This is a genomic window from Streptoverticillium reticulum (assembly GCF_047456005.1).
Taxonomy (GTDB): Bacteria; Actinomycetota; Actinomycetes; order Streptomycetales; family Streptomycetaceae; genus Streptomyces; species Streptomyces reticulum.
Map to the genome: position 1 here is coordinate 6,796,262 of NZ_CP179755.1, position 24,913 is coordinate 6,821,174.

Genomic DNA, 24,913 nt, shown 5'->3' on the forward strand with positions numbered 1-24,913 from the left:
AAGGAATCAGGGCCACACGGGGGAGCGGCGCGCGGAGATCCGCGGGATCCGGGGCCGGTTCGGATATAGGGGGGCGCCCCGGTCAGGTACCGGGGTGGTGCGTCGGCTGCGGGCCGGTGGGGGCTGGTCGCGCAGTTCCCCGCGCCCCTGACGGGGCGCACCCCCTATGGGGCGTACCCCCTACGGGGCGACAGCCCCTACCGCCGCTGCCCGCACCCCGGGCAGAACGCCGCGCCGTCCGGCAGCGGCGTCCGGCATCCCGCGCACGACGGCTGCTGCGCCAGCTCGTGGCCGCAGCCCATGCAGAACCGGCCGCCCTGCGTCTCGGTGCGGCACTGCGGGCACACCAGCTGCCGGGGCGTCTGCGCGTCGTACTCCTGGCCGCGCCGCTGCCCTTCGTCGTAGGCGCGCTGCGACACCAGGTCGTTGAGCCCGCGCTGCTGCGCCGCCATCATCTCGCCCGCGGTGTCGGGCGCGCAGTGGAGGCAGAGCCCCTGCTCGGCGTTCCAGCAGCGTCCGCACACGTACGAGGCGCAGCGCGCGCAGCGGTTGAAGTGCCCCTCGGCCCCGGTGATGGCACGCTGGAACGCGGCGTCGCGCGACTTGCCCCAGCTGGAGCCCGCCAGCCCGTCGGCGGCGGTGGACACCTCGCTCACCACGGACCCGAGCAGGCCGGACGCCGCCCCGACCCCCTTGCTCAGCCAGCCGGCCAGGCGCCCGCCCCGGTAGGGCTCGAAGGGCGAGCGCCAGGTGTCGTGGCAGCGGGAGCAGTAGAACTCGAACTGGAAACCCGACGCCGTGCCGTACTGCTGGCTCATGTCGTGGTAGTTGCCGGCAAAGTAGATCTCGGTGCCGCTCACCGCATGCTCCCCCGTGTGTCGGTCCTGCGCTTCCCAGCGGACGACGCCTGTGCGGCGTGGCCGGTTCTGGGTGAGCGAAGTGTGCCACAGGCCTGGCGGCGGCCCGTAAGGGCCCCGTAAGGGGCGCGGGGAACTGCGCGATCAGCCACGACGCTCCCGCAGTCGAGGTTCTCGGGGCTTCGCCCCGGACCCCTGGGGTGGTGTGTCGGCTGCGGGCCGGTGGGGGCTGGTCGCGCAGTTCCCCGCGCCCCTTACGGGGCCCCTGGCGGGGCGCACCCCTATGGCGCCCGCCGGTCCAGCCGCAGCAGCAGTCGGCGCGGCCGGTGGAAGGCCGCCAGAGGCGCGGGCCGGGTGTCCGCGCCGGGCATGCTGCGCACGGTCCGGGCGCCGGCGATCGTGGCCAGCACCAGCACGCACTCGGCCACGCCGTAGCCGTCGCCGATGCACTTGCGCGCCCCCGCGCCGAACCCGAGGAAGGCGCCGCGCGGCAGGGCGGCGGCCCGGTCGTCCAGCCAGCGGTCCGGGTCGAAGTCCAGGGGGCGGGCGTACGCCCCGGTGCGGCGGTGCACGGTGGTGGGCGCGATGACGACCGTGGTGTCCGGGGGCAGCCGCCGCCCGGCCAGTTCGGTCTCCGCCGAGGTGACGCGGGTGAACAGCCAGCCGGGCGGATGGAGCCGTACCGTCTCGTCGACGATGCGTGCGGCGAAGGGGAGCCGGGCGATGTCGTCCCAGCGGGCCGGCCGTCCGCCGAGGACGGCGTCGGCCTCGGCCTGGAGCCTGCGTTCCTGCTCCGGGTGGCCGGAGAGCAGTTGGAGGGCCCAGGTGAGGGTGGCGGCGACGGTCTCGGTCCCGGCGGCCAGCACGGTCACGACCTGGTCGTGGATCTCGGCGTCGGTGAGACCGCCGCCGTCCTCGTCCTGGGAGGAGAAGAGCACGGACAGCAGGTCGTCCCGGTGGGCCCCGTCGCGCCGGTACGCGGCGACGATCCCTTCGACCGTGTCGTGCAGGTGCCGGAGCGCCCGTCGGTGACGGAGGTTGGAGGGGAGCGGGAGGCGGCGCACGGCCGGCGGCATGAACATCTGCCGGAAGAACCCGCTGAAGGCCGTCTCGAAGGACTGCCGGATCTCCCCGACGACGCCCTCGTCCACGTGCGCCGCGAAGAGGGTGCGGGTCACCGTGCGCAGCGCGAGGGCGTACAGGACGGGGTACGCGTCGATGACCTCGCTGTCCCCCCAGGAGTCGGTGAGTTCGGTCGTCTCGTGCTCCATCACCGCCGCGTACGCCTTCAACTGGTCCTGGTGGAAGGCGGGTTGCATGAGCCGCCGCTGCCTGCGGTGGTCCCGGTGCGGGCAGGTGGCCACGCCGTTGCCCGCCATGGCCCGGGCCCGGTCGTAGTACGCGCCGCCCTTGTCGAAGGTGCGGTCGTCGGTCAGGACGTGCCGCAGGAGCTCGGGATGGCAGGGCACGTAGGCCCGTTCGCGGCCGAGCCTGATCTCCACCAGGTCGCCGTGCGCCGGGAGGGAGGCGAGGAAGGCGGTGGGGTCGCGCAGCAGCGGCCACATGTGGCCGAGGCCGGGGAGCGCTCCGGGGGCGGTGCCGGCGGTGAAGGTGCTCATGACGCTTCTTCCTGTCGCGGGGTCACGGGGCTGCTTGCCGGTGCCGGTAACGTGCGCAGTGCGCCGACCAGTCGAGGTTGGCGCGCATCCACGCCCTCATGCCGTCGGTGAACGAGGCCAGGGCCGTCAGGTCCCGCTCGGTGAGCCCCGGCCAGCTGCTGCACATGCGCTGCAGTTCCCGCTCGTGCGCGTGGAAGGCGTGGACGTCGGCGGCCACTTTGGCGTAGACGCGGTTCACCGCCTCCTGCAGGGTGAGCCCGAACTGCCGTTGCAGCACGAGCACTCCGTTGACGCTCTCGCGGAGGTGCAGTTCCTTCTCCAGCGAGACCACGTCGTTCACCCACACCACGACGTCGGTGGCCTTGGTGAACATGCCGCGCAGCTGGTCGGTCTCGTGCAGCAGCGGGGGGACCTCCCTTCCGGTGGCGAATTCGAGGAGGTCGAGGCAGGCCGTGACGGACCCGGAGGCGCGGCGCAGTTGGACGTACTCGCGGAGTGCGGGGGTGCGCCGGTGTCGCCGGTACAGGGCCTCGTAGCGGAATGCGGTGAGGAAATGCATGGTGTGGGTGAGGAACCGCATGCGCCACCACCGGCTCTGGGTACGGGCGATGCGCTGCCAGACGTGGGCCAGGTGCCGGACGAGGGGCGGCCCGTCGGGGGCGGGGCCGGGTTCCAGGACGAGCGTGCCGAGCAGCCGCGAGGCGACGCCGGCGTCGGCCGTCCCGTCGGGGTCGTGGAGGTCGTCGACGAGGAAGAGCCAGGCGAACCAGCCGGCCAGGTCGGCCGCCCGGTCCTGGCGCAGGCCGGGGTAGGCGCGGGCGATGAGCTCCCCGGCGAGCGAGGCCGCCAGGCGGTCGCGCGCGGCGGGGCCGTCGGCCCAGGCCATGACAGCCTCGTCGAGTTCGCGTATTCGGCCGGGCGCCGGGGCACAGGCGGGCAGCCGGTAGAGGAGGTGCCCGGCGGGAGGGAAGGCCTTCATGCCGCGGTCCCCCTGGTGCGGGCGCGGGCGGGCCGCAGGGCCGGGCCGAGGAGGGTGGCCGGGGACGCCGTCAGGTGCTGGACGCCGAGGAACCGCCGGTACAGGTCCGGGTCGTCCGGAATGCGGCGCAGCAGCCGGTGCAGGAGCCGGCGGGCGAGGGCGGCCGGGAGCGGGGTGCGTCCCGGCTGCCAGCCCAGGTCCAGGCTCGCCGCCATGAGCCAGGGCAGGGCGAGCGTCCGGCCCGCCCGCCGCTGGAAACGGCGGCAGGCGCGGGGGAGCGTGGTGGTGCCGTCGAGCGTCCGGCCGAGGAGGACGGCCTGCAGTGCGGCGACGGTCATGCCGTGCCCGTAGAGCGGGTTGAGCGAGCAGAGCGCGTCGCCGAGGACGACGAGACCGGCGGGCCGGGTACGCAGCCGGTCGTAGCGGTGCCATGCGCTGCCGAGCCCGGCGTAGCGGTAGGCGGGGCCGAGCGGTTCGGCGGTCCCGGTGATCTCGTGGACGTACGGGTTCGCGAGGCCGGCCGCGTAGGCGGCGAAGCCGTCGGGGTCGGTGGGGGCCGTCCGGCCGTCGGCCCCCAGCAGGCAGACGAGCCAGCGGCCGTCCTCGATGGCGACCACGGCGCCGCCGCGGTCGGTGTCGGGTGCGAGGGTGGCCTGCAGGGAGGCCTGCCAGGCCGGGTCGGCGGAGGCGTCGCGCGCGTAGATGCGGGAGACGTACGACAACCTGCCGTCGACGCGGCGGACTTCGGGCGCGGCGAGCCCGGCCTCGGCCAGCCAGGCGGGCAGCCGGGAGTGCCGTCCGGCGGCGATGACGACGAGGTCGGCTTCGAGCGTGCCGCGCCCCTCGGCCCGTACGCCGGCGACCCGTTCGCGGCGGGCGTCGAGGGCGAGTCCCGTGACCAGGGTGCCGTCGAGCAGGGTCACCGCCGGGTCCTCCAGCACGCGGCGGCGGATGCAGGCTTCGAGGAGCGGACGGCTGAAGGTCTGCAGGACGATTCCGGTCGGCACCCGGGGCGACCAGCCCGTCGGGTACAGCATCGGGAACCGCCCGAAGTCGGAGACGGGAGCGCCCCTGTCGGTCAGTTCGTCCTGCAGGCCGGGGAAGAGCTCTTCGAGGATGCGCGCGCCGCGGGCCAGCAGCGCATGGGGGTGACGGCTCTGCGGGGTGCCTCTGCGGTGACCCGGATCCGGGCCCAGGCCGTCCTGCTCGACGACGGTCACTCCGGCACACCGCCCGGCCAGCACCCGGGCCGTGACGAGCCCTGCGTACCCGCCGCCGACAACCACTGCACGTATGTCCACGAGCCGCCCTTCCGCGCCGGTCCGCGCCGGTTCCGCTCAGTGCGTTCCAGGGAACCGGCCCGGCGACGGCGCGTTCAACTGCGCCCGGGGGGCGCGCTGTTGGGTACGGGGCGTACGAAGAGCGCGGGGAGTGTATGGACTGTCGAACATTCCGGCAAGAGGCGCGGAGGCGGAACTAGGGCACTTATCAGGGAATTGCACGGCTATTGAATGATTGTTCGGAACACCTCTAGGGTCCCGTCCACAGCCGGCCGGTCGAGCGGACTGGCCCATCGGCAACAGGAGGAGTTCCCATGGAAAACCTGTTTGAGCTGGATGTGGAAGAAATCGCCGTGCCCTCCTTCGAGGAGACGGGCGCGGCGGACGCCCTCGGCTTCATCACGCACGGCGGCCCGATCACCGGCCGCATCTGCAACCCGGAGACGGGCTGCATCTGTTAGTCGATGACCGCGGTGCCGGCGGGGCCCCGAACCCGTCGGCACCGGATCGGACCGTGGGCGGAGGAAAGGGGCGTTGACGGTGCACCAGGAAAGATCCAGCGGCGGCGGCAGGAGCGCGGTCCCCGCTCCCGCGGCATTCGGTTGCGCCGACCTCGTCCTGCTCCGGGCGGCGGTACGGCCGCCGGGGCCGGAATCCGCCGGTCCGGTGCCCACTGACCTTGCCGTACTCGAACAGGCCGCCGCCGACGCCCTCTTGCGGGAGGCGGTCGCCCTCTCCAGCCCCTCTCTCTCGGCCGTCCTCGACGCCGTGGCCGAGGGCCGGACCCTGCGCGCCAAGGAGATCCGCCGTGCCGCCCGCGCGGTGACGCGCTACCGGCTGCGGATGAGCGGCCGGGCCACCCCCTTCGGCCTGCTCGCGGGCGTGAGCGCCGTCGGCTTCGCGCCCGAGCCCGGCGCCCGCTGGGGCGACGGCCACACCAAGCACGTACGGGCGGACATGGGCTGGGCGTCCGGCGTCGTCGACCGCCTGGAGCGCGACCCTGCCGTACTCGCCCGGCTCCGCGTCACCGCCAACGACCTGTGCACGGTCCGCGGCGACCGGCTCGTCCTGCCCTTCGTCCCCAGGGCGGAGCAGGGACAGCCCCTCCAGGAAGTGACGGTGCGCCACACCGAGGCCGTGCGCCGCACCGTCGAACTCGCCGCCGTTCCGCTGGCCTGGACCGAGTTGCTGGCCCTGCTGCACGACGCCTACCCCGACGCACCCGCGGCGGCGGTGGAGCGGATGCCCGCCGAACTCGTCCGCCGCGGCATGCTGCTCACGGAGCTCCGCCCGCCGCTGGACGGTACCGACCCGCTCGCCCACGTCCTCGGCCTGCTCGCCGGCCACGAGGACACGCTCTCGCCCGACAGCCGCCACATCGTCGCCGAACTCACCGCAATCCGGAGCGCCCTGACCGGCTACGCGGCCCTGCCCCCGGGACAGGGCCGGGCCGAACTGGCCGCCGCGACCGCACGCATGCAGCGCCTCCGGCCGGGCGAGCGCACGGTGCAGGTGGACCTCGCCCTGGACGCACAGGTCGGCCTGCCCGAGTCCGTACGGGCCGAAGCCGAGACCGCGGCACGGACGCTGGCCGCGCTGGCCGCCGGCCGCCCCGGGCCCCGCCACCTGCGCACCTTCCACGCGGACTTCCTGGAGCGGTACGGCACCGACCGTGCCGTACCCCTGCTCGAACTCCTCGACCCGGAGCGGGGCCTGGGCCTCCCGGCCGGCTACGGGCCGGGGCCGACGCCCGGTCCCGGCCACGTAGGGGACATCGACGCGCGCGACCGGCTGCTGCTCGCCCTGGCCCCGGAGACGACGATGGCGGGCGAGCGCGAACTCGTCCTGGACGACGCGCTGCTGACCGCCCTGAGCGCGGTCGGCACCTCCGCCGCCACGGACCCCGACCCCGGGCCGCCCCCGTCCTTCGACCTCCTCGCCGAGCTGCTGGCCGACTCGGTCGACGCCATGGCGGCCGGTGACTTCCGTCTGGTCGTCGGCGGCGTGTCCCCGGTCGCGGGAGCGGTCGCCGGGCGGTTCGGCCACCTCCTCGGCGACGCCGCCGAGGACATCGGCGCCGTCGTACGCTCCGTCCCCACCCGCAACCCGCAGGCGATACGCGCCCAGTTGACCTTCCGCACCCGTACGGGCAAGGCCGCGAACGTCTCCACCGTCCCGCAGTGGCTCGACCACACCATCAGCGTGTCCACGTTCGCCGACCGGTCCGCGCCGCACACCCTCGCCCTCGCCGACCTCGCGGTCGTCGCCGATCCCCGGCGGCTCGCGCTCGTGTCGGTCACCCTGGGCCGCGAGATCATCCCCACTCTGCCCAGCATGCTCCTGCCCCGCGGCAACGCCCCCGACCTCGCCCGCTTCCTGGAGGAGATCGCCCGCAGCGGGGACGGCGCCTGGCCCGGCTGGGACTGGGGTGCCGCGGACGCCCTGCCCTGCCTCCCGCGCGTCCGCCACGGCCGGACGGTCCTGGCCGCGGCCCGCTGGCGCCCCGCCGACCCCGCCCTGTACGACCCCGCCACCGAACCCGGGGAATGGCAGCGGCGCTTCACCCACTGGCGTACGAGGGCGGGAGTGCCCCGGCACGTCGCTTCGGTGTTCGCCGACCACCGCATCCCCCTCGACCTGGACGATCCCGCACAGCGGGAACTCCTGCGCCACGAATGGCAGCGCCGCCCGGGCGCGTTCCTCCAGGAGCCGCCCGCCGGGGGCGCCTACGGCAACGGCTGGGCCGGGGGCCGGGCCACCGAGATCGCCTTCCCGCTCGTACGGACCACCGCCGGTACCGCCGTGCCCCCGGTCTTCGGCCCGGCCCGCCCGCGCACCGTGCACGGCCCCGGATCGTCATGGCTGTACGCCAAGCTCTACTGCTCCCCGGAGCGCCAGGACGCCCTGCTCACCCGGCAGTTGCCGGAGCTGCTGGAACTGCTGGAGCGGTTGCCCGAGGGCATCGACCGGTGGTTCTTCCTCCGCTACCGCGACCCCGCGCCGCACCTGCGGCTCCGCTTCCGCGGCACCGGTCTGCTGCCGCGGCTGGGGGAGTGGCACCAGGATCTCCAACAGCAGGGCCTGTGCGGTCGCATGGTCATCGACGCCTACGAGCCCGAGTGGGAGCGCTACGGCGGACCCGAGGCCATGGCCGCCGCGGAGGCGGCCTTCGAGGCCGACAGCCGCGCCTGCCTGGAACAGCTTCAGCTGACCCGCGCCGGCACCCTGCCCCTGGACCCCCGTGTTCTGGCGGCAGCGAACTACGTGGACCTCGTACACCGCTTCCACGCCGAGGCGGGCGACGGCCGGAAGGCGGCTCTCCGACTCCTCGACGGCGAAGGTCCCGAGGGACACCGCGCCGCCCCCATGGCCCTCCGGCGCGAGGCCCGCCGGATCATCGACCCCGACGGCGACTGGGGCGAACTCGGCCGCCTCCCCGGCGGCGCCGAACTGCTGCACATCTGGGACCGCCGCGGACCCGCCGTCGCCGCCTACGGCGCACGGCTGCGCGGGCTCGGCGCCGCGGCGTGGGGCAGCGAGAAGACTGCCGTCGCGGCACTGCTGCACATGCACCACAACCGCCTGGCGGGCACGATGCGCAGGGCCGAGGAGGAGTCGCTCGCCCTGGCGCGTACGGCCGTTCGCGCCCACATCGACCGGGAGCGGACACGCACGTGAACCGACAACAGCGCGCGGCAGCCGCCCTGTGCGCGGACATCGCCCGACGTCTCGCAGACCCGGAACCGCTGGACTCCGCGAACGCCCTGACCCTGAGCGACGGCCTGCCGGGCATCGCCCTGCTCCACCTCGAACTCGGCGCCGACGGCGACGCGGACGCCCGGCACACCGCCCACCGCTGGCTGAGCGAGGCCGTCACCCGCGCTCGCACCGCCCCTCAGGACACCCCGGGCCTCTACCGGGGCGTCCCCGCCCTGTCGTTCGCCCTGACCCGGGCCGCCCTGATCACCGGCCGCCCGCTCAAGGCCGCCGACCGACTCGCCGACCAGGTCCGGACGTTCGCCCGCGCCCTCGCCGCCTGGGAGCGGCGCCGCCGCCCGCAGGACGGCGTGTGCGTGACCATCGGCACCTACGATGTCATCTCCGGCCTGGCGGGCCTCGGCGCCCACCTCCTCGACGACCCCGGCCGGCCGGACGCGCTCACCGAGGTCCTGACCGCGCTCACCGGACTGACCGAGCCGCTGCACCTCGACGGCCGCGCCCTGCCCGGCTGGTGGACGGCACAACTCCGTACGGGCCTCGCACGGGCGACGGTGGAGACCGGCCACGCCAACGTGGGCCTGGCCCACGGCATCCCCGGCCCGCTGGCCCTGCTCGCCCTGGCGAGGGAGGCGGGGGTGACCGTGGCCGGACAGGACGAGGCCATCCGCGGCATGGCCGAATGGCTGCTGTCCGTCCGGCAGTTCGCCGCCGACGGCCCGTGGTGGCCCCGCACGATGGTCCTGGACTCCGACGGCGCCGTCGTCGCCAAGGACACGACCCCCGGCAGGCCGTCATGGTGCTACGGGACGGCCGGCATCGCGCGGGCCCTGTACCTGGCGGGACGCGCGCTGGACGTCGCCGAGTGGCGGGACACGGCCGTGACGGCTTTGCGGGCCGCACTGGCGGAAGCCCGCCGGGCCCACGAGACCCGGGCCGCCGGCCGCCTGGAGGACGCGGGCCTGTGCCACGGCTGGAGCGGCCTGCTCCAGACCACGTGGCGCATGGCGGACGACACCGGCGACGCGACCCTGCGCGCGGCACTGCCCTGGCTGGCCGACCGCATCCTGGAACTGGCGGCGCCCGAGGCCCCGTTCGGCCTGGTCCCGCCTACCTCGGACGGCAACATCACCAGCGACCCGGCGGGCTTCCTGACGGGGGCGACGGGTGTGGCGTTGGCCCTCCGTACCTTTGCGACGGATGCGGCGCCGGTTACGGGGTGGGACCGGGGGTTGTTGCTGGGTTAGGCGGTGTCTGGTGGGTCGGCACGGGCCCCGTGATGCTCCCCCAGCTAGCGCTGGGAGGTACCCGAGCCCCAGGCACGGCACCTGGCGAAGGAGGCCGCTATCGCGTCCTGCGCCAGGCACCACGTGCTGACGGGCTTCCCGTTCTGGGATGTGAGTGACTCCGACAGCGGAAACCCTGAATTTTCGGACGCAGGACCGAGGGTTTCCGCTGCCGGAGGCGGTTGTTCCGGGACGATACTCCTCCAGCACCGGACGCCGCGGGGCCCGCACTGGCCCATCGGACACACCCTAGCCGCGGGGCGGGTCGGCAGGCGTCTGCCGATGGCTGCGCCGGACGCTGACCGTGTCCTCGGCGTCGAGCCGCAGCGGCTGGCCGCCCTCGAACTCCATGACGACGTCATCACGGCCATCGGGCTGCCGTTCGGTGCGGACGGCAGTTACTCGGCGCGGATCTCCGAGGCCGATCACCAGGTCTCCGTTCTCGACCATGTAGGCGAGCAAGCGCATCAGTTACACCCTCCGCGTACGCTTCCGAAAGGCTGAGCGAGCTCGATCTCGCCTGGAGCCACTTCCCATTCGCGTCCGCCGTTGAGGGGGCGCAACTGATAGTTCGGTCCCTCCCTGCCCATCACCCGTCCCACCCTGTCCCGGACGGTATCGCGTGCCACGCTGCCGATCGGGAGTTTGAGCGGGGAGGAGGCTCCTGACATGGCCTGGCTGTCAGCGGCGGCGGTTGTGCTGTTCGTCCTCGAGTGCATGCGTGCTCCCGGTGTCGTTCGGATGGTCGGGCAGGCCACTGACCGTAGGTCCCATGCGTTCGCACGAGCGACGCCGCTGTGATGCATCTTCGATGCAACTTCCGCTTGCAGATGCAGTACCTGATGCATGCGCTCCATCAGCGGTCGGGAACGGCGCTACGGTCGGCTCTGGCACAGTGCTGATGAATGGAGCCTGCGAGCCCGATGGCCGAGACGAAGACCCCGAACGTGAAGATCCGGGCTGTACGCGAAGAACGCTTCCAGATGAGTCGTCCCGAGTTCGCCGAACTGATCAACAGAGAGGCAGGGAAGGCCGGCGAGAACACCGGGTGTACGGCCCGGGTGGTCGCCACCTGGGAGGACGGAGACGTGTCGTGTCCGCGCCCTGTGTACCGGCGGGTCCTGTCCGCGTTGGCTGGCGAGAGCATGGAGGCGCTCGGCTTCACCTGCCACTCTTCCGCTCGGCGTCTGCCCGGGCGTACGGTCGTCACGCTGGATCAACTCGACGACCCGGAGCAGGCAGTGGACCGGCGGCACTTCGTCACTGGGCTCGCCGCGCTGGGGTTCTGCCCGGAACGCGGTACGCCCCGCAGGATCGGAACCGCAGAGGTGAGGACCGTCCGCAAGACAGTGCGCCAGCTCAAGCAGCTCGACGAACGCATGGGTGGCGACAACCTCAGCCTTGACGCTCGGCGTGCTCTTGGTGCGCTGAACCGGCTTATCAACACGGCGCGCTATACGGAGGCGACGGGCAGGCATCTGCGGTCTGCTTGCGGAGACTTGGCGGTCTTGACGGGGTGGCTGGCCTACGACGCAGACCGCCCAGTGGACGCATGGGGTTTCTACAATCAGTCGCTGTACCAGGCGCGCATGGCCGAAGACCCGGAGGTCGAGGTTCATGCCTACGCACAGATGTCCATGGCAGCCGCCCGCAACGGCATGCCCCGCGATGCAGCGGAATTGGCCCGGATGGGGCAGCGCATCAGCGCCCGGCACGTCCCGCCCAGACTGATGTCCTTGCTTGCCCTGCGTGAGGCCTGTGGATGGTCTCTCCTCGGGGACGCGAAGGAGTGCCACGCTGCGCTTTCCCGAGCCTACAAGGTGTTCGATCACGGAACGTCGAACGAAGACCCCAAGTGGATCGACTTCTACTCGTCGGCCGAGCTGGACGGTCTCGCTGCCACGTGCCATGCCGACCTCGGCGAGACCGGGATTGCTCAGAGGCTCACCGAGAAGGCGTTGACGACCATGGACCATCGGTACGGTCGCAACAGGGCTTGGTACTCCGTCGTCCTTGCCGAAGTGCACCTGCAGAAGGGTGAGGTGGACGACGCGTGCCATGTGGCCCATGACGCCCTGCCGCTGCTGGCCCAGGTCTCGTCGACCCGCACCACCGCCCGCCTCGACGCCTTTAGAAGAGGAGTGGAACAGCGCCAGGATTCCCCGGTGGTCCGGGATTTCCTGGACAGATCGAGAGCTCTCGTCGCGTAGGTGCACAGTGGGAGGACAAGCATGGCTGACCTGGACCTGAGCAGGTTGAACGGCGAGGAGGCCGACGAACGGCGCGAGGCTTTGGCGGACGTGTACGAGGAGGCATACGCGGAGAAGCTGGACGGCGCCTTTCGATCACGACCGGCTTTCCTGGACCGCCTCGCGGCATACGTGCAGCGTCCCGGATTCGAGCTGGTCACGGCACGGGAAGGCAATGAACTCGTCGGGTACGTCTTCGGGTTCGGGATCGCTCCGTCGGGAACCTGGTGGGGCGGATTCCGCGGGGAGGTCCCGTCTCATGTCTCGGTGCTGACCGGGCAGGGCAAGGTATTCGCGATCTCGGAGTTGATGGTCCGACCGCCGTGGCGGCGCCGAGGAATTGCCCGCAGACTTCATGACGAGCTGCTGACGGGCCGCAGTGAGGATCTGGGAACGATCCTGGTGGACCCGAAGAACACCCCGGCCCGCTCGGCGTACTACGCGTGGGGCTGGGAGAAGCTCGGTGACATCCAGCCGTTCGGCAACTCTCCTGTTTTCGAGTCACTGGTCAGGCAGCTCTGAAGCGGCAAAGGAGGGAGCTATGGCGGACGACTCTCTGCCGTTGACGGACGAGCAGATCGCCGCGCGGCTGCTGGACAGGCCAGGGTGGCAGCGGGAGGGAGACGCCATCACCCGTGCATTCGGCATCCGCTACCACGGCGGCGTCGCAATGATCGTGCACGTGGCAGACGTCGAGCGGCTCATTGGTCACCACGCGGATATCGATCTCCGATGGGACCACGTCCGGTTCTCCATCACGACCCACGATGCCGGGCACAAGCTGACCGACGCCGACTTCGACCTCGCGGGCCGGATCGATGCCATCGCCGCTGCCCACGAGGCTGCCCCTCGGCCCCACAACGAGGCATAAAGGACGGCTCCGTACAGTTGCAACCGTGAAGAACACGAAGCGCCGATGGCCCAAGCCGGACCCGGACAGCGGTGTCGAGGACGTGACGCTGCTCATCATGGAATGGCTCGGCGAGCAGGGCGTCGAGCCCATGCTCCGCGTCGACGTCGAGCGCATGCGTGAAGGCAAGCCGGCGTGGACCTTCGCCGCCGGTGGCGGGTCGTTGCCGCACGCCGTCCGGGCCGACGGGGCCTCGGCCGGTGAGTGCATGGGCAGGGCGCTGCAGTGCCTGCGAGCGGCCGGGCTGGACGTCCCCTTCTGAGGCTCGGAGGCTCTGAGGGATCCGGGAAGGAATCCCCGCCCCCACCACCCACGTTGCACTGAACGTGACCACTCCCACCCCTCCCGTCCCCGTCCCCCTCTCCGTCCTCGACCGTTCGCACACCCGGCAGGGCCGCCCGCCGGGCGAGGCGCTCCGCGACACCGTGCGGTTCGCGCAGCAGATCGAGGAGCTGGGGTACCGGCGGTTCTGGGTGGCCGAGCACCACGGCGTGCCCGGCGTTGCCGGGGCCGCGCCCACCGTGCTGGCGGCGGCGGTGGCCGCGGTGACGCGGCGGATCCGGGTCGGGACGGGCGGGGTGATGCTGCCCAATCACCGGACACTCGTCGTCGCGGAGCAGTTCGGTGTGCTCGAGTCGCTGTTCCCCGGGCGCATCGACATGGGCCTCGGACGGTCCGTCGGGTTCACCGACGGGATCCGGCGGGCGCTGGGCACGGAGAAGGAGGCCATGGCCGACTTCGGTGCCCAACTGGCCGAGCTGGCCGAATGGTTCACCACGGGGGCCCGCGCCTACCCGCAGGTGCACGCCCACCCGGCCGAGGGTCTGTGCGTCCCGGCGTTCGTGCTGGCCAACGACGCCGGCGCGGAGGTCGCGGCGGCGGCCGGAGCGGCGCTGGTCATCGGCGGGCTGAAGGGCAAGGACGGTATGCGGGCCGCGATCGACCGGTACCGGGCGGCCTTCCGGCCGTCCCCCTGGTGGCAGGAGCCGTACGTCGTGGTCGCGGGGAACGTGGCCGTCGCCGCAACGGCCGACGAGGCGGAGCGGCTGCTGATACCGGAGGCGTGGGCGCTCGCCCGGTCCCGTACACGCGGCGTCTTCCCGCCGCTGCGGTCCGCCGAGGAGATCGCGACGCTGCCGATGACGGACCGGGAGCGCGAGTACTACGAGGCCGGGCTGCGCGGGCACATCCACGGCACGGAGGAGCAGGTCGCGGCGGAACTGGCGGCGCTGGTCGGGCGTACGGGCGCGGACGAGGTGCTGGTGACGACCGGGTCGTACGACCGCGCCGCGCTGCTGGACTCCTATACCCGGCTGGCCCGGCTCACCGGGGCGGCAGGACGCGCGTGACGACCGACTCCACCAGCCGGTCCAGGTCGGGCTCGGGCAGCATGTCGGGCAGCGTGAGGTGTTCCAGGAGCACGCCCGTCATCGCGAGGTAGAGAACGAGGAAGGTGTCCTCGTCCCCGGGCAGCCCGGCGTCGAAGTGGAAGCGCACGGACTCGTCGTAGGCGGCGCGCACGGCGCGGTTGAGCTCGGCCTGGAGCGCCGGGCGGCGCGTGGCTTCGAGGCGGAGTTCCAGCATGGCCAGGTAACCGGTCCGCTCGGCGGACATGCGCTGCACCAGCCACCGCATGAGCTCGGTGACCAGCTCGCGCGAGGGCTCCGGCCGCAGGGCCCGGCCGACCTGTGCGGGGTCGGGGGTCATCCGTACATGGATGCGGCCGGCGGTCTGCGTCAGCAGATCGTCCCGGTCGGCGAAGTAGTTGGAGGCCGTGCCGACCGGCACGCCGGCCCGGGCGTCGACGGCGCGGAAGGTGAGTCCGCGCGCGCCCTCGTGCGCGAGCACTTCGATGGCGGCGTCGACGAGGGCCGTCCTGCGCTCCGGATTTCTGGCCATGGGGACCTCCTCAAAAAACCTGCTTGCCTAACCACTACAGGTGAAGCACTATAGATGAAGTGGTTGTTGCCGGGAGGCGCCCGGACGTCCAACCGCCCAACGGGAGGGGACCCTTTTGCGCGAGCTCACCTACTTCGTCGCCTGCACGATCGACGGCTTCATCGGCGACCCGGGCGGTGACGCGACGTCGATGTTCAAGTACGCCACCGCGGAGTTCCTGGAGTACCTCAAGGAGGAGTACCCGGAGACCGTCTCCGTCGAGGGCCGTAAGCTCCTCGGCTTCGACGCCGCGGAGAACCGCCACTTCGACACGGTCGTCCAGGGCCGGGCCAGCTACCAGTTGGCGCTGGACGCCGGCATCACCAGCCCGTATGCGCAGATGCGCGAGTACGTCGCCTCGCGCACCCTCACGGAGTCGCCCGACCCGAACGTGGAGCTGATCTCCGACGACCTGGTCGGCAGGATCCGCGAACTCAAGTCAGAAGAAGGCGATTTGGGTATCTGGCTCTGCGGGGGATCGCAGCTGGCCGGCGAGCTGCTGGACGAGATCGATGAGCTGGTCATCAAGACGTACCCGCAGGTGTACGGCTCCGGCATGCCGATGTTCGGCTCGGGCTTCTCGGTCACCGAGTTCACGCTGGAGTCGGTGCGGGCGTTCGAGAACGGCGTGATCGTCAGGACGTACAGCCGCGTGCGGTAACGGGCACCCTGCGGGGGCGCCCGTCATCATCGTCGTCCCCGCTCAGCAGTGGCCGGTGCCGTAGCAGAAGGCCGCCCACTTCACCGCGCCGTCCGGCCCGTACACCACCAGGTTGCCGTCCGCCTGGAGCTTCACCGTCGAACCCGCCACGGGTGCGGTGCCGCCCTCGCGGTTGTTGAGGTTGAGCGCCCAGTGTGCGGTGCCGCTGCCGTCGTAGACGACGAGGTTGCCGTCGCTCTGGAAGTCCAGGCGGGCGCCGCCGATGTTGGACTGGCCGCTCCACCAGTCCCTGCGCGGGCCGTTGAGGTGCAGCTGCCCGTCTTTCTGCAGCGTCAGCGTGGTGCCGCCCGCGGTGACGGACGAATCGGCGTTCATCGTGAAGCCGGGCTTGAGGACGACGTCGCCGTTGCCCTGCGAACCGCCGACGGCCCGGTAGATGTTGGCCGCCTCGTCGCGGAAGGAGGCGGTTGCCGCCTGGTTCAGGTAGGAGCCGGAGTACGAGCCGATGTCGTACAGGCCGCCGCCGTTGCGGAAGGCGTCGGCATCGTAGACGCCGCCGCCGGACGCGCCGCCGGCGAGTTCGCTGTCGCCGTCGCAGGAGCTCTGCAGCAGGATCTGCGGGGGGTTCTCCTGACCCCAGTGGGCGGGCTGCTCGCACACGTGGAGCTGGTTGACGTCGCCGGGGATCCCGGCGATGGCGACGTTGGACGGAAGAGCCGCGTTGAAGGCGATGCCGGAAGATCCGACGACGTCCTGCACGTGCTTGCCGTTCTGGGGGTTGAGGGCGATGAAGGCGGTGTCGTCGTTCTGCTGGTCGTTCTCGGGGGTGACCGCGGCACCGCGCCAGGTGAACCAGCCGTAGGGGGCGTGCTCGCCGTTTGCGTCGACGTACCAGCCGGGAGCGAAGCGGTAGTTGGCGTTCGGGTCGATGGTGACCTTGTCGGAGAGCGTCTTCATGCAGTGGCGGGCGGTGGCCAGGGTGTCGTGGTTGTCGGACACGACGACGGTGGCGGTGCACAGGCCCATGTAGCCGGGGCCGTCGTCCCAGTTGAGGCGTCCGGTGAAGGCGCGGACGCCCTCGCGGAGGTCGGCGGCACCGCGGAGGGCGCTCCGCTTGGGCGTGGCTGCTGCCGACGCCGTCGGCTTGGTGCCGGCGATCCTGACCGGCTCACTGCCGGTCGTGCTGCCCTCGGTTGCGCGTCTTTCTTTGCCGGGCTTGCTCCCGGCCTTCTTGTCGAGGGTGGGGGTGGAGGGCTTGTCGTGGGCGTGCTTCTCCCAGAACGAGCGGATCTGCGCGTCGGAACGGGCAGCGGATACGTACCCGTTGTGTCCGGGGGTTGTGGGGGAGGGGCTCGGGGTGGGAACGGCCGCCGCCAGAGCGGCGGTCGGCATCAGCAGGCTGCCGGCGAGGGCGGTGGCTATGGCCGCGGCGCGCAGCGTGGGGCGAGTGAGTCGCGCAAGGCGCTCGGTATACATGAGGCATCCATCTCCGTGAGGGGGCCGGGATGCCGGGATGGTGGCGAACTCCGTTCAACAGACGGTCGACATCGTGGTCGACGCCGTGGTCGACATCATGCTGTTCGCCAGGGTCGCGCCACCCTGGCGCCAGGGCTGTTGGCCACCTTCGCCACCCCCGATGACCTGCGGCGAAGATGCATTCGACGGCGGGCGAGGGCGGGGCGGTCGCCAGGCGTTCGCAAGGGCGCGCCATGATTCGCCATCCCCGTGACCTGCAAGAATCCGGGACAGCACGGGTGTCCGCGGCAAGGGCAGTTGCTACAGTGGCCGCGTCGTCGGCCGATGGGCACGATGGACAGCGGGGCTGCGGAAACGTACATGACTGTACGTCAGACGGTCGACTTCCGGGAATCCGCGGACCGGCCGGCGGGGCAGTCTCTCGCGCGGCGCCGAAAGACCCGGCTCCGGTGGTCCCCGGAGCCAGGTCTGTCACGCGCGAGGCATCGCGTGGGCCCGGCCGACTACCCGGCGGCCGGGCCCACTTGGCAAGCAGACCGACCGATCGTCCGAAACCACGTCAGCGGCACGCCGTCAGCGCACCAGCTGATCGCAACACCGCGCGATGGCGGCAACCACGTTCAGAAGCGCTGCCGACAGCGTCACCCACTCGCAAAGCGGATGCCGTCGCCGGTGCTTCCTTCTGTCCTTCGGCCTCACCATCAGCTTCGGCTCCTCACTCTTGCGGTTCCCGGTACGACCGGGGCCCTGCACCGGACGGGCAGGGCGCCCTGTGAGAGGTAGGGCCGTTGCTGCCCGAAGCGTATCGGGCACGGAGCGGTGAAGGCCTGACGTCGAGGAATTCCTTGCCAACGGGGGTGAGTTGGGGCATCATACGGCGCTTCGCGGACGGCGGTCGGCCTGCCGGGCCGAGCCTTCCTGCGGCTCTTGATGCCTCCTGCCGCTGCTGGCATGATCACGCAACCTGTACCACCCACACCATTGGCCTCATCGGCCACACCCCCAGGGAGAACCGGTGTCCCTCCAGTACGACGAGATTGCCGCGCACTACCGTGAAGTCGACCGTGTCGTGGGCCCCTATCGCGAAAACGTGGAAATCCCCTCGCTGTTGCACGCGCTCGGCCGGGTGGACGGCGCCTCGGTCCTCGACCTGGGCTGCGGCGGCGGGCCGTTCACCCGGGCGTTACGCCGACAGGGAGCGGCCGACGTACTCGGCGTGGACGCCTCGGCCGCAATGATCGAGCTCGCACGACGCACAGAGCAGCAAGAGCAACTGGGCGTGCGCTACGAGGTGCACGACATCGTCGGCCTGCCGGTGCTGGGCGCCTTCGACATCGTCACTGCAGCCCTCGTTCTGCATTACGCGGACAGCCGCAGCACCCTGGCCCGCATGTGCCGCAGCGCATACGTCAACCTCGCACCTCACGGGCGTCTGCTCGCCATTGTGGGAAACCCCCGCCTGCAGCCGCAGGTCTCCCAGCCCAACGGCTTCGTCCTGAACCGCCCCGACAGGCTCCGCGACGGGGACCCGTTCACCATCTCGATCCCCACCACGCCGCCGACTTCGCTGGCCGTCCACTACTGGAGTTGCGCGGCGTACGAGGACGTACTGAAGGACTGCGGCTTCACCGACGTGTCCTGGGAACCGATGACGGGACTGCCGACGGACACGGAACCGGTGGGCCTCGTGCTCAGCGCGCGGCGCCCGGGTGCCGACGGGAGTTCACGGGGGAAGACGGAGTGAGTGACTCCGGCAGCGGAAACCCCGAATGTCCGGACGCAGGACCGAGGGTTTCCGCTGTCGGAGGCAGGCCCGCGGCGCCGTAGTCGGGTGCAGGCTGCATGTCCGTTCCACGCGAGTACACCTCGTTGTCAGTTCCGCATGCGACGCTCACCGCGCCTGCAGTTGAACATTTGACGCTCCGTCCCCGACCCCTGCGCCATATCCCCGCCCCGCTGCGGTCAGTGCACCGACCCGAAGTGCCCGCGGCCGTCATTACTTTCCTTCGGGGATCTCAACTCCGCCTCACGAAGCCACCTGTTCAAGCTCTCCAAAGGCAGTTGACTTCGTCCACAGGTATCGCCCAGCATCGGGCGGCGTGTTCGATACGACCCTGTCGTTCCGCTTCACGACGGGCCGACTCGTGACGCAGTGACAGGTGTGCCGAAGGCGTGCTGCACGTCACACCCATGACGGAACCTCAGCGATGAGACACTGTCGATCACTCGAACAACTGAACCAATTTGAAGTAATCGGGGGTAGAACGTGAAGGTGACGATTTCGCCGCGCTTCTCCGAAGTCGACGTGCTCGGTCATGTCACCAACTCCGCAGTGCCGGTCTGGTTCGAGCATGGGCGGTTGCCGATTTTCCGGCTGTTCAGCAAAGAACCGAACATGCGTGACCTCGCGCTCATCCTGCGCCGGTACGAGATCGATTTCACCCGGCAGATCTTCGCGTCGGACGACGTCGTCATCGAGACGAAGGTCGCGAAGATCGGGAACACCTCGATCACCATCGAGCAGACGGCCACGCAGAACGGCGCCGAAGTCGCCCACGGCACCTGCATCATGGTCCATTTCGACTACGAGCGGGAAGCCACCGCCGGTATCCCGGACCACCTGCGGGCCGAACTGAGCGCGCTGTAGCACCAGAGCCGAGAGCCGAATTGCCTGCCGAGATTGGATTATTGCCATGAGCGTGTCGCGCAACCCGTTGGTCCACCTCGATTCGACCGAGTTCCTCGACAACTTCCGGGGCGGTATCGACGAGTTCGACAGCGCCCGGCTGCCGCAGGAGCCGTTGTCCAAGGAGAACCTGCAGAAGCTGGTCGATCTGGGCATCTACCTGCCGGCCATCCCGCGCGAGTACGGCGGCCGGGAGAGCCACCGGGAGATGTGCGAGATCATCGAGATCATGTCCGAGCGCAATCTGCCGATGGGCATGTACACCATGATCGTGACCGTCCTCTTCCTCCGCAACGTGGCGTCCGGCGGTGACGACGTACTGAAGAAGGAGGTCTTCGACGACTTCCTCCACAACCCCGTCATCGGCGGTCTCGCCTTCACCGAGCCGAGCAGCGGCTCGAACCTCGCGCGCATGCAGACCACTTACCACGACGACGGTGACACGTACCGGATCACCGGCACCAAGCACTGGCAGGCGTTCAGCGAGCAGGCCGACTGGTGGATCGTCTGCGCCAAGCACCCGGAGCGCAAGGAGTTCGCCTACTTCGCGCACAAGCGGTCGGACGGCGGGTTCGAGACCACCGAGGTCTATGACAGCCTGGGGCTGAAGAACCTCGGATACGGACTCAACACCCTGGATCTGAGCGTGCCCCGCCACTACAGACTCACCAAGACCAGGGAGAGCCTGGGCGACGCCGCCGAGATCCTGTGCGCGTCCCGGTTCAGCAAGGCCGCCATGAGCAGCGGATTCCTGCGCCGGTTGAGCACCGAGGCGCTGCGTCACGTCAGCACGAGGGCGATCGGTGACGGCACGCTGCACGACATCGACTACGTGCGGTACAAGGTCAGCCGCATCAAGCAGAACTACGTCGTGTGCAACGCGCTCTACCGGCATCTGATGCTGGCGGAGGACTACTACACGGACCTCGAGAACAGCATGTTCGCCTCGCTGGCGACCAAGGTGCTGTCCTCCGAGCTCATGCTCGAATCGGCCATCGACTACCAGCAGTTGTGCGGTGGCGAGGGATACCGCACGGACGCGCCGGACAACATAGCGGCCTACGCGCTCCTCGACGCTCGCGTCTACACCATTTTCGACGGAACGAACGACCTGCTCTGCCAGCACCTGGCGAACCTGTTCCTGCGCCGGTTCCAGGAGTCCGGGCTCCGGTCGCCGCTGGAGTTCGTCGGCCGGTTCGGTTATCTGGAAGACGCGTTCTTCCACATCACCGACATCAACCTCAGCCACATCACCGATGTGCCGTCCCAGGACAAGACCGTGATTCTCGGACGCATTCTTTCCCGGGTGTACGGCATCGGCATGCTGGAGAGGGAATCCCGGTCGGCCGCCCCCAATACGCGGCTGGCCGTGGACGAGGCCGACTTCCCGAAGGCGATCGCGGTGCTGAAGAACGAGATCATCTCCCTGGTCAACGAATACGAGTTGGCGGGTCGGCTGGTCGGCACTCAGGGCGCGCCGGACGCTCCGGACACGCCTGATGCGACGCGTCCGCGCACCGGCATGGTCACGGCCGACGCCAAGGCCGGCGTGCGCTAGTGGCCGGCGGGAACAGGAATCTCAAGGCTTCGCTGACCGTGCTGGTGTTCATCACCATCTACGGATCAGGATTCGTGGGCGGCCGGTACGGCCTGCCCTACGCGGAGCCTTTGTACTACCTGGCAATCCGGTTCGGCGCGACCGCAGTCATTCTGTTCGTCCTCGTCACGTGCTTGAAGGTCGCCTGGCCGCGCTCGGGCTACATCCACCTCGTCATCAGCGGCATCCTGCTGCAAGGCGTGTTCTCCGTCGGGGTGTTCTACGCGCTCTACCGCGGCATGACCCCCGCGGTCTCGGCACTGATCATCGCGCTGCAGCCCATTCTGGTGTGGCTGATGGTCTCCGTCGTGACCGCGAGAAAGGTCCGGCTGCTGTCCGTGCTGGCCCTGATCGGCGGAGTGGTCGGTGTCGCCATCACGGTATACCGGGGCCTGGAGTCGTCGTCCGGGCTCACTCCGACCAACGTCGCCTTCGGTTTCCTCGGTCTGCTGGGACTGTCCACCGGTCAGTTCTACTTCCAGATGAAGAACCCCGGCGCACACCCGTTGGTCAACGGCTGCGTCCAGTCCGGCTCGTCGGCCGTCGTCATGCTCGTCGGCGCACTGATCTTCGAGAAGGGGGTCATCCGGTGGACACCGCAGTTCCTGCTGTCGGAACTGTGGATGTCGGTCGGGGTGTCGATCGGTGCACTCAGCCTCCTGTTCGTCCTGATGCGTTCGGAGAGCGCGGACCGGGTGGCGTCGTACTTCTACGGGGTGCCGATCGCCGCAGGACTGATCGCCTGGCCCGTACTGGGCCAGCGCCCGACCGTGTCGGAGATCGTCGGGTTCGCGGTCATCGTGGTCTCGATCATCGTCTTCAACCGCAGCAGCCGAACGACCGACGCCGAACAGGATCCCGCGGCGGTGCCGGCCGGCAAGTCCGCGCCGGTGCCGGACCGTTCCTGAACGGGGCCGACCGGGCCCTTGCCCACGAGGGGGGGGGAGGGCCCGGCCGGGCGAAGCCGGTGAGCCGCGTCCGATTCCCGGGCCGCGCCCCCGGTCCACCCTCGGTGCCTGCTGGCGCGGCGCCGCTGAAACAGAGACCGTCACAGCTGGTCGCCGATGATCCGCAGGTCGGGTAGTTCGGGCAGCTCGACGTCGCCCGGCTGGAGGATCAGCGCAGCCAGGCCCCAATGCTGCTTCATCTCCTCCAAGGGATCGACGGGTGCCGTGCCGTCGGCACGCGCCCGCCGCAGCCGACGACGTGGCTGCGGCGTCTTCTCCCGTGGTTTGACCTTGCCGGACTCCCGCTTCCCGGCGAAGCTCACCACGACTTTGTCGAAACGGCCGGCGACCTCGCCGGCCCAGTGCTGCCCCAACACACCGATCCGTGCCGCTGGCTGCGACGTGCGGCCGCGACGAAAACTCACCTGGACGGTCTCGACACCCGGCGGCAGCTTGCCCCACGCGACGGTCCAGGGCGCCTCGCCGTCACGACTGCACAGCGCGCCATCGATGACCGAAGCATCAACCTGTTTGCCGGACATGGCTACAGCCTAGGGACTGCGTGCGGCCGTGATCAATCTTCGGGTTCCGTCCCCCTCACCGCCCCGCTGCGGCGTCCGCCGTAAAGATGCGGGACAAGTGGTAGTCCAACACCGCCTGTACATCCGCCAGTGAGCGGCGCCCGTGCAGGACGTCCAGGCCCAGGCCTGTGGCCCCCGACACCAGAAGGTCCGCCTCGTGCCGTACGTCGAGGCCCGGGGCGGTGCTCCCCGACGCCCGGCCCGTCTCGATGATGTCCCCGACGAGCGCCTCCAGCGGCTGCTCGGCGGCCAGGAAGACCGCCGCGAGCGCCGGGTCGGTGAGGCTGCGCGCGTAATACGCCGCGAACACCCGGAGCGCGGAAGCGCGTTGCTCGTCCAGCGGCAGGAATTCGTTCAGCAGCGCACGCAGCAGCCCGTGCGGGTCCGTCATGTCGGAAGGGACGCGGGTCGCCGCAATCCGTCCGTTCTCCTCGTGCAGCAGTCGCAGGGCGTCGACCAGGAGGGCGTGCTTGCTGTCGAAGTGGTACTGGACCACGCGCAGTGAGACGCCGGCTTCGGCCGCGATCCGGCGCATGCTCGCCGCGTCCAGGCCCTCTTCGGCGGCGATGCGCCACAACGCCTCCGCGATCCGGCGCCGTTGGCGTGCCCGGGTGTCCGTCTGCCGCGGCGACGGGGGCGTGACCGGGGTGCCCGGTGCGGGCAGCCGGTTCTTGCGCCGACGGTATGCCCGGGCCTGGCAGCTGCGGGAGCAGTAGACGGCGGGACGGCCTCGCGTTGAAGGGGCGATGCGTGTGTTGCACATCAGGCATGCCGTCGGGTTTTCGTCACGCATACCTCTCACCGTAGCACTGGAAAGAGTGTGACGAAATGCAGGAATTTCCATGCTGTGTGCGGGTGTGAGGATGTCGACGCTGATACGTTCGTATCGTATTCACTCGTGAGGGAAGAGGCCATGAAGAAATACGACGTCCTGCAGATCCTCGGCGCGGTGGCGATGGTGGTTTTCAGCCAGGGCCTCTTTCGCCTCCTCTTTCACCACGACGACCGCGGGCTGCTCGGGTGGCTGCCCGGCGGCTTCGTCCCGGCGCTCCTCGCGCACGTCGCTCTGATCGCTGCCGGCGTCACCCTCGGGGGCTGGGCTCACGCGCACGCGAAGGCCCTCGGTCGTCGACCGGAGCAGGCGGGTTGATCCCGGACCGGTCGAAGGTGCCGGGCACCGGGAGGTTCGTCCAGCGGCTGACGGGCCAGGCGATGACGACGGCGCGGCCGACGACCGCGTCCTCGGGGAGCGTGCCGTTGCCCGGAAGGTTCTGGTGGTAGCGGGAGTCGGCGGAGTTGTTGCGGTGGTCGCCCATCACCCAGATCCGGCCCTTGGGAACGTGGACCGAGCCGAACGGGTTGTCGCCGCACGCGGTCGCGCCGGGGTAGAGGTACGAGTCTTCCTCCAGGGCCTTGCCGTTGACCTTGACCAGGCCGGTGCCCTGGCATTCGACGGTGTCGCCGCCGACCGCGATGACCCGTTTGATGAGGTACTTCTGATCGGCCGGTGGCGTCAGGCCGATGAAGCTGAAGGCCCGCTCGACAAGGTTGGGGTGCGGGGTGGGTATGTCGTCGCCCCAGCCGCCCGGGTCGCGGAAGACGACGACCTCGCCACGGTGGGGCTTGGCGTCGAACCACGGTGTCAGTTTGTCGACGAGGACCCGGTCCTGGCGCTGGAGAGTGTTCTGCATGGAGTCGGACGGGATCTTGAACGGCTGCACCAGGAACGTCTTGATCAGCAGTGACAGGATCAGGGCGACGCCGATGAGGACCGGCAGCTCCTTCCAGAAGGAGCGCGGCTTCCTGCGCTCGGCCGGGCCACCGCTCGCCTCCTTGCCGGCCGCCGACGACGATGGTGACGATGACGGTGGCGATGACTCCGGCACGGATCCCGCCGCTTGCCGGACGAACTGGCCATGCTCCGCCGGTTCTTCGGGCTCATCGGTCCCGGACCGGGAACCGACCGTCAGATCACCCACAGCTGCTCCTCACCTCACACGCGTGCCCACCCGTCCATCGGTGCAGGCCCATCGCCCCCATAACGGGCGGAGGTGCCGTGGTTCTCCCGATGCCGGCCGGGCCCGGGCCGGACCGAGGTCCCGCCCGGGAGGACCCGCGCGTTCCGCGCAG

Annotated in this window: 24 protein-coding genes; 13 read left to right on the forward strand and 11 right to left on the reverse strand. The window is 70.5% G+C overall.

Annotated features, from left to right (window positions below; all coding sequences use genetic code 11):
- Positions 1-197: 197 nt before the first annotated feature.
- The 4 genes from ACMATS_RS31340 to ACMATS_RS31355 all read right to left on the reverse strand — a co-directional run bounded on the left by ACMATS_RS31340 (position 198) and on the right by ACMATS_RS31355 (position 4,756).
- Positions 198-860 (reverse strand): double zinc ribbon domain-containing protein, encoded by a 663-nt coding sequence (locus ACMATS_RS31340; RefSeq protein ID WP_414169779.1) that lies wholly within the window; start codon positions 858-860, stop codon positions 198-200.
- A gap of 278 nt (positions 861-1,138) precedes the next feature.
- On the reverse strand, positions 1,139-2,476 hold the full coding sequence (locus ACMATS_RS31345) for a cytochrome P450 (RefSeq protein ID WP_414169780.1): 1,338 nt from the start codon (positions 2,474-2,476) through the stop codon (positions 1,139-1,141).
- Between the two features lie 22 nt (positions 2,477-2,498).
- The gene (locus ACMATS_RS31350) at positions 2,499-3,455 is read right to left on the reverse strand and encodes a terpene synthase family protein (RefSeq protein WP_390779119.1); all 957 of its coding nucleotides are present in this window, start codon (positions 3,453-3,455) and stop codon (positions 2,499-2,501) included.
- Positions 3,452-4,756 carry an FAD-dependent oxidoreductase gene (locus tag ACMATS_RS31355; RefSeq protein ID WP_414169781.1) on the reverse strand — a complete coding sequence of 435 codons (1,305 nt, stop codon included), beginning with the start codon at positions 4,754-4,756 and terminating at the stop codon, positions 3,452-3,454. Before ACMATS_RS31355 ends, ACMATS_RS31350 begins: the two co-directional genes overlap by 4 nt.
- Before the next feature lie 293 nt (positions 4,757-5,049).
- Here ACMATS_RS31355 and ACMATS_RS31360 point away from each other — a divergent pair, with 293 nt between their 5' ends.
- The 3 genes from ACMATS_RS31360 (at position 5,050) to ACMATS_RS31370 (ending at position 9,699) form a co-directional block, all read left to right on the forward strand.
- Complete coding sequence (locus tag ACMATS_RS31360; protein ID WP_336416494.1) at positions 5,050-5,196, forward strand: hypothetical protein; 147 nt, start codon at positions 5,050-5,052, stop codon at positions 5,194-5,196.
- 79 nt (positions 5,197-5,275) lie between these two features.
- On the forward strand, positions 5,276-8,413 hold the full coding sequence (locus tag ACMATS_RS31365; protein ID WP_414169782.1) for a lantibiotic dehydratase: 3,138 nt from the start codon (positions 5,276-5,278) through the stop codon (positions 8,411-8,413).
- A complete protein-coding gene (locus ACMATS_RS31370; RefSeq protein ID WP_414169783.1) occupies positions 8,410-9,699 on the forward strand; it encodes a lanthionine synthetase C family protein in 1,290 nt (429 codons plus the stop codon). The genes ACMATS_RS31365 and ACMATS_RS31370 overlap by 4 nt, the downstream gene beginning before the upstream one ends.
- Before the next feature lie 288 nt (positions 9,700-9,987).
- On the opposite strand, the gene ACMATS_RS31375 is transcribed toward ACMATS_RS31370, so the two are convergent.
- Entirely contained in the window at positions 9,988-10,206 is a 219-nt protein-coding gene (locus ACMATS_RS31375; protein ID WP_414169784.1) for a hypothetical protein, read from the reverse strand.
- Between the two features lie 455 nt (positions 10,207-10,661).
- Here ACMATS_RS31375 and ACMATS_RS31380 point away from each other — a divergent pair, with 455 nt between their 5' ends.
- The 5 genes from ACMATS_RS31380 to ACMATS_RS31400 all read left to right on the forward strand — a co-directional run bounded on the left by ACMATS_RS31380 (position 10,662) and on the right by ACMATS_RS31400 (position 14,246).
- On the forward strand, positions 10,662-11,948 hold the full coding sequence (locus tag ACMATS_RS31380; protein ID WP_414169785.1) for a hypothetical protein: 1,287 nt from the start codon (positions 10,662-10,664) through the stop codon (positions 11,946-11,948).
- A gap of 21 nt (positions 11,949-11,969) precedes the next feature.
- Positions 11,970-12,509 carry an N-acetyltransferase family protein gene (locus ACMATS_RS31385; protein WP_414169786.1) on the forward strand — a complete coding sequence of 180 codons (540 nt, stop codon included), beginning with the start codon at positions 11,970-11,972 and terminating at the stop codon, positions 12,507-12,509.
- A gap of 19 nt (positions 12,510-12,528) precedes the next feature.
- On the forward strand, positions 12,529-12,858 hold the full coding sequence (locus ACMATS_RS31390; protein ID WP_414169787.1) for a 4a-hydroxytetrahydrobiopterin dehydratase: 330 nt from the start codon (positions 12,529-12,531) through the stop codon (positions 12,856-12,858).
- A gap of 25 nt (positions 12,859-12,883) precedes the next feature.
- A complete protein-coding gene (locus ACMATS_RS31395) occupies positions 12,884-13,159 on the forward strand; it encodes a hypothetical protein (protein WP_414169788.1) in 276 nt (91 codons plus the stop codon).
- Between the two features lie 64 nt (positions 13,160-13,223).
- Positions 13,224-14,246 (forward strand): MsnO8 family LLM class oxidoreductase, encoded by a 1,023-nt coding sequence (locus tag ACMATS_RS31400; RefSeq protein WP_414169789.1) that lies wholly within the window; start codon positions 13,224-13,226, stop codon positions 14,244-14,246.
- On the opposite strand, the gene ACMATS_RS31405 is transcribed toward ACMATS_RS31400, so the two are convergent.
- Positions 14,221-14,796 carry a TetR family transcriptional regulator gene (locus tag ACMATS_RS31405; protein ID WP_336416487.1) on the reverse strand — a complete coding sequence of 192 codons (576 nt, stop codon included), beginning with the start codon at positions 14,794-14,796 and terminating at the stop codon, positions 14,221-14,223. The genes ACMATS_RS31400 and ACMATS_RS31405 overlap by 26 nt on opposite strands.
- Before the next feature lie 115 nt (positions 14,797-14,911).
- On the opposite strand from ACMATS_RS31405, the gene ACMATS_RS31410 reads away from it, so the two are divergent.
- Positions 14,912-15,496 (forward strand): dihydrofolate reductase family protein, encoded by a 585-nt coding sequence (locus ACMATS_RS31410; protein ID WP_414169790.1) that lies wholly within the window; start codon positions 14,912-14,914, stop codon positions 15,494-15,496.
- A gap of 42 nt (positions 15,497-15,538) precedes the next feature.
- Here ACMATS_RS31410 and ACMATS_RS31415 read toward each other — a convergent pair whose 3' ends face one another.
- Entirely contained in the window at positions 15,539-16,972 is a 1,434-nt protein-coding gene (locus ACMATS_RS31415; RefSeq protein ID WP_414169791.1) for a hypothetical protein, read from the reverse strand.
- Between the two features lie 1,015 nt (positions 16,973-17,987).
- On the opposite strand from ACMATS_RS31415, the gene ACMATS_RS31420 reads away from it, so the two are divergent.
- From ACMATS_RS31420 to ACMATS_RS31435, 4 genes are all read left to right on the forward strand, one after another.
- Entirely contained in the window at positions 17,988-18,716 is a 729-nt protein-coding gene (locus tag ACMATS_RS31420; protein WP_391155247.1) for a class I SAM-dependent methyltransferase, read from the forward strand.
- A gap of 528 nt (positions 18,717-19,244) precedes the next feature.
- Entirely contained in the window at positions 19,245-19,619 is a 375-nt protein-coding gene (locus ACMATS_RS31425) for an acyl-CoA thioesterase (RefSeq protein ID WP_390779134.1), read from the forward strand.
- 46 nt (positions 19,620-19,665) lie between these two features.
- The gene (locus ACMATS_RS31430) at positions 19,666-21,216 is read left to right on the forward strand and encodes an acyl-CoA dehydrogenase family protein (protein WP_414169792.1); all 1,551 of its coding nucleotides are present in this window, start codon (positions 19,666-19,668) and stop codon (positions 21,214-21,216) included.
- On the forward strand, positions 21,216-22,163 hold the full coding sequence (locus tag ACMATS_RS31435; protein WP_390779136.1) for a DMT family transporter: 948 nt from the start codon (positions 21,216-21,218) through the stop codon (positions 22,161-22,163). The genes ACMATS_RS31430 and ACMATS_RS31435 overlap by 1 nt, the downstream gene beginning before the upstream one ends.
- A 140-nt stretch (positions 22,164-22,303) precedes the next feature.
- On the opposite strand, the gene ACMATS_RS31440 is transcribed toward ACMATS_RS31435, so the two are convergent.
- The 4 genes from ACMATS_RS31440 to lepB form a co-directional block, all read right to left on the reverse strand.
- Entirely contained in the window at positions 22,304-22,744 is a 441-nt protein-coding gene (locus ACMATS_RS31440) for a hypothetical protein (protein ID WP_414169793.1), read from the reverse strand.
- Positions 22,745-22,799: 55 nt separating this feature from the next.
- Positions 22,800-23,576, reverse strand: coding sequence for a TetR/AcrR family transcriptional regulator (locus tag ACMATS_RS31445; protein WP_414169794.1), 777 nt, complete (start codon positions 23,574-23,576; stop codon positions 22,800-22,802).
- A 99-nt stretch (positions 23,577-23,675) separates the two neighbouring features.
- Positions 23,676-23,843, reverse strand: a complete 168-nt coding sequence (locus ACMATS_RS31450; protein WP_336416478.1) for a hypothetical protein — start codon at positions 23,841-23,843, stop codon at positions 23,676-23,678.
- A gap of 22 nt (positions 23,844-23,865) precedes the next feature.
- Positions 23,866-24,753, reverse strand: coding sequence for a signal peptidase I (lepB, locus tag ACMATS_RS31455; protein ID WP_414170830.1), 888 nt, complete (start codon positions 24,751-24,753; stop codon positions 23,866-23,868).
- Positions 24,754-24,913 lie beyond the last annotated feature (160 nt).

What these genes read in the sequence shown, in the direction of transcription:
- ACMATS_RS31385 (WP_414169786.1), top strand. Translation starts at nt 11,970, where the DNA reads ATGGCTGACCTGGACCTGAGCAGGTTGAACGGCGAGGAGGCCGACGAA.
- ACMATS_RS31415 (WP_414169791.1), bottom strand. Translation starts at nt 16,972, where the DNA reads ATGTATACCGAGCGCCTTGCGCGACTCACTCGCCCCACGCTGCGCGCC.
- ACMATS_RS31375 (WP_414169784.1), bottom strand. Translation starts at nt 10,206, where the DNA reads ATGCGCTTGCTCGCCTACATGGTCGAGAACGGAGACCTGGTGATCGGC.
- ACMATS_RS31390 (WP_414169787.1), top strand. Translation starts at nt 12,529, where the DNA reads ATGGCGGACGACTCTCTGCCGTTGACGGACGAGCAGATCGCCGCGCGG.
- ACMATS_RS31360 (WP_336416494.1), top strand. Translation starts at nt 5,050, where the DNA reads ATGGAAAACCTGTTTGAGCTGGATGTGGAAGAAATCGCCGTGCCCTCC.
- ACMATS_RS31345 (WP_414169780.1), bottom strand. Translation starts at nt 2,476, where the DNA reads ATGAGCACCTTCACCGCCGGCACCGCCCCCGGAGCGCTCCCCGGCCTC.
- ACMATS_RS31380 (WP_414169785.1), top strand. Translation starts at nt 10,662, where the DNA reads ATGGCCGAGACGAAGACCCCGAACGTGAAGATCCGGGCTGTACGCGAA.
- ACMATS_RS31405 (WP_336416487.1), bottom strand. Translation starts at nt 14,796, where the DNA reads ATGGCCAGAAATCCGGAGCGCAGGACGGCCCTCGTCGACGCCGCCATC.
- ACMATS_RS31430 (WP_414169792.1), top strand. Translation starts at nt 19,666, where the DNA reads ATGAGCGTGTCGCGCAACCCGTTGGTCCACCTCGATTCGACCGAGTTC.
- ACMATS_RS31440 (WP_414169793.1), bottom strand. Translation starts at nt 22,744, where the DNA reads ATGTCCGGCAAACAGGTTGATGCTTCGGTCATCGATGGCGCGCTGTGC.
- ACMATS_RS31350 (WP_390779119.1), bottom strand. Translation starts at nt 3,455, where the DNA reads ATGAAGGCCTTCCCTCCCGCCGGGCACCTCCTCTACCGGCTGCCCGCC.
- ACMATS_RS31445 (WP_414169794.1), bottom strand. Translation starts at nt 23,576, where the DNA reads ATGCGTGACGAAAACCCGACGGCATGCCTGATGTGCAACACACGCATC.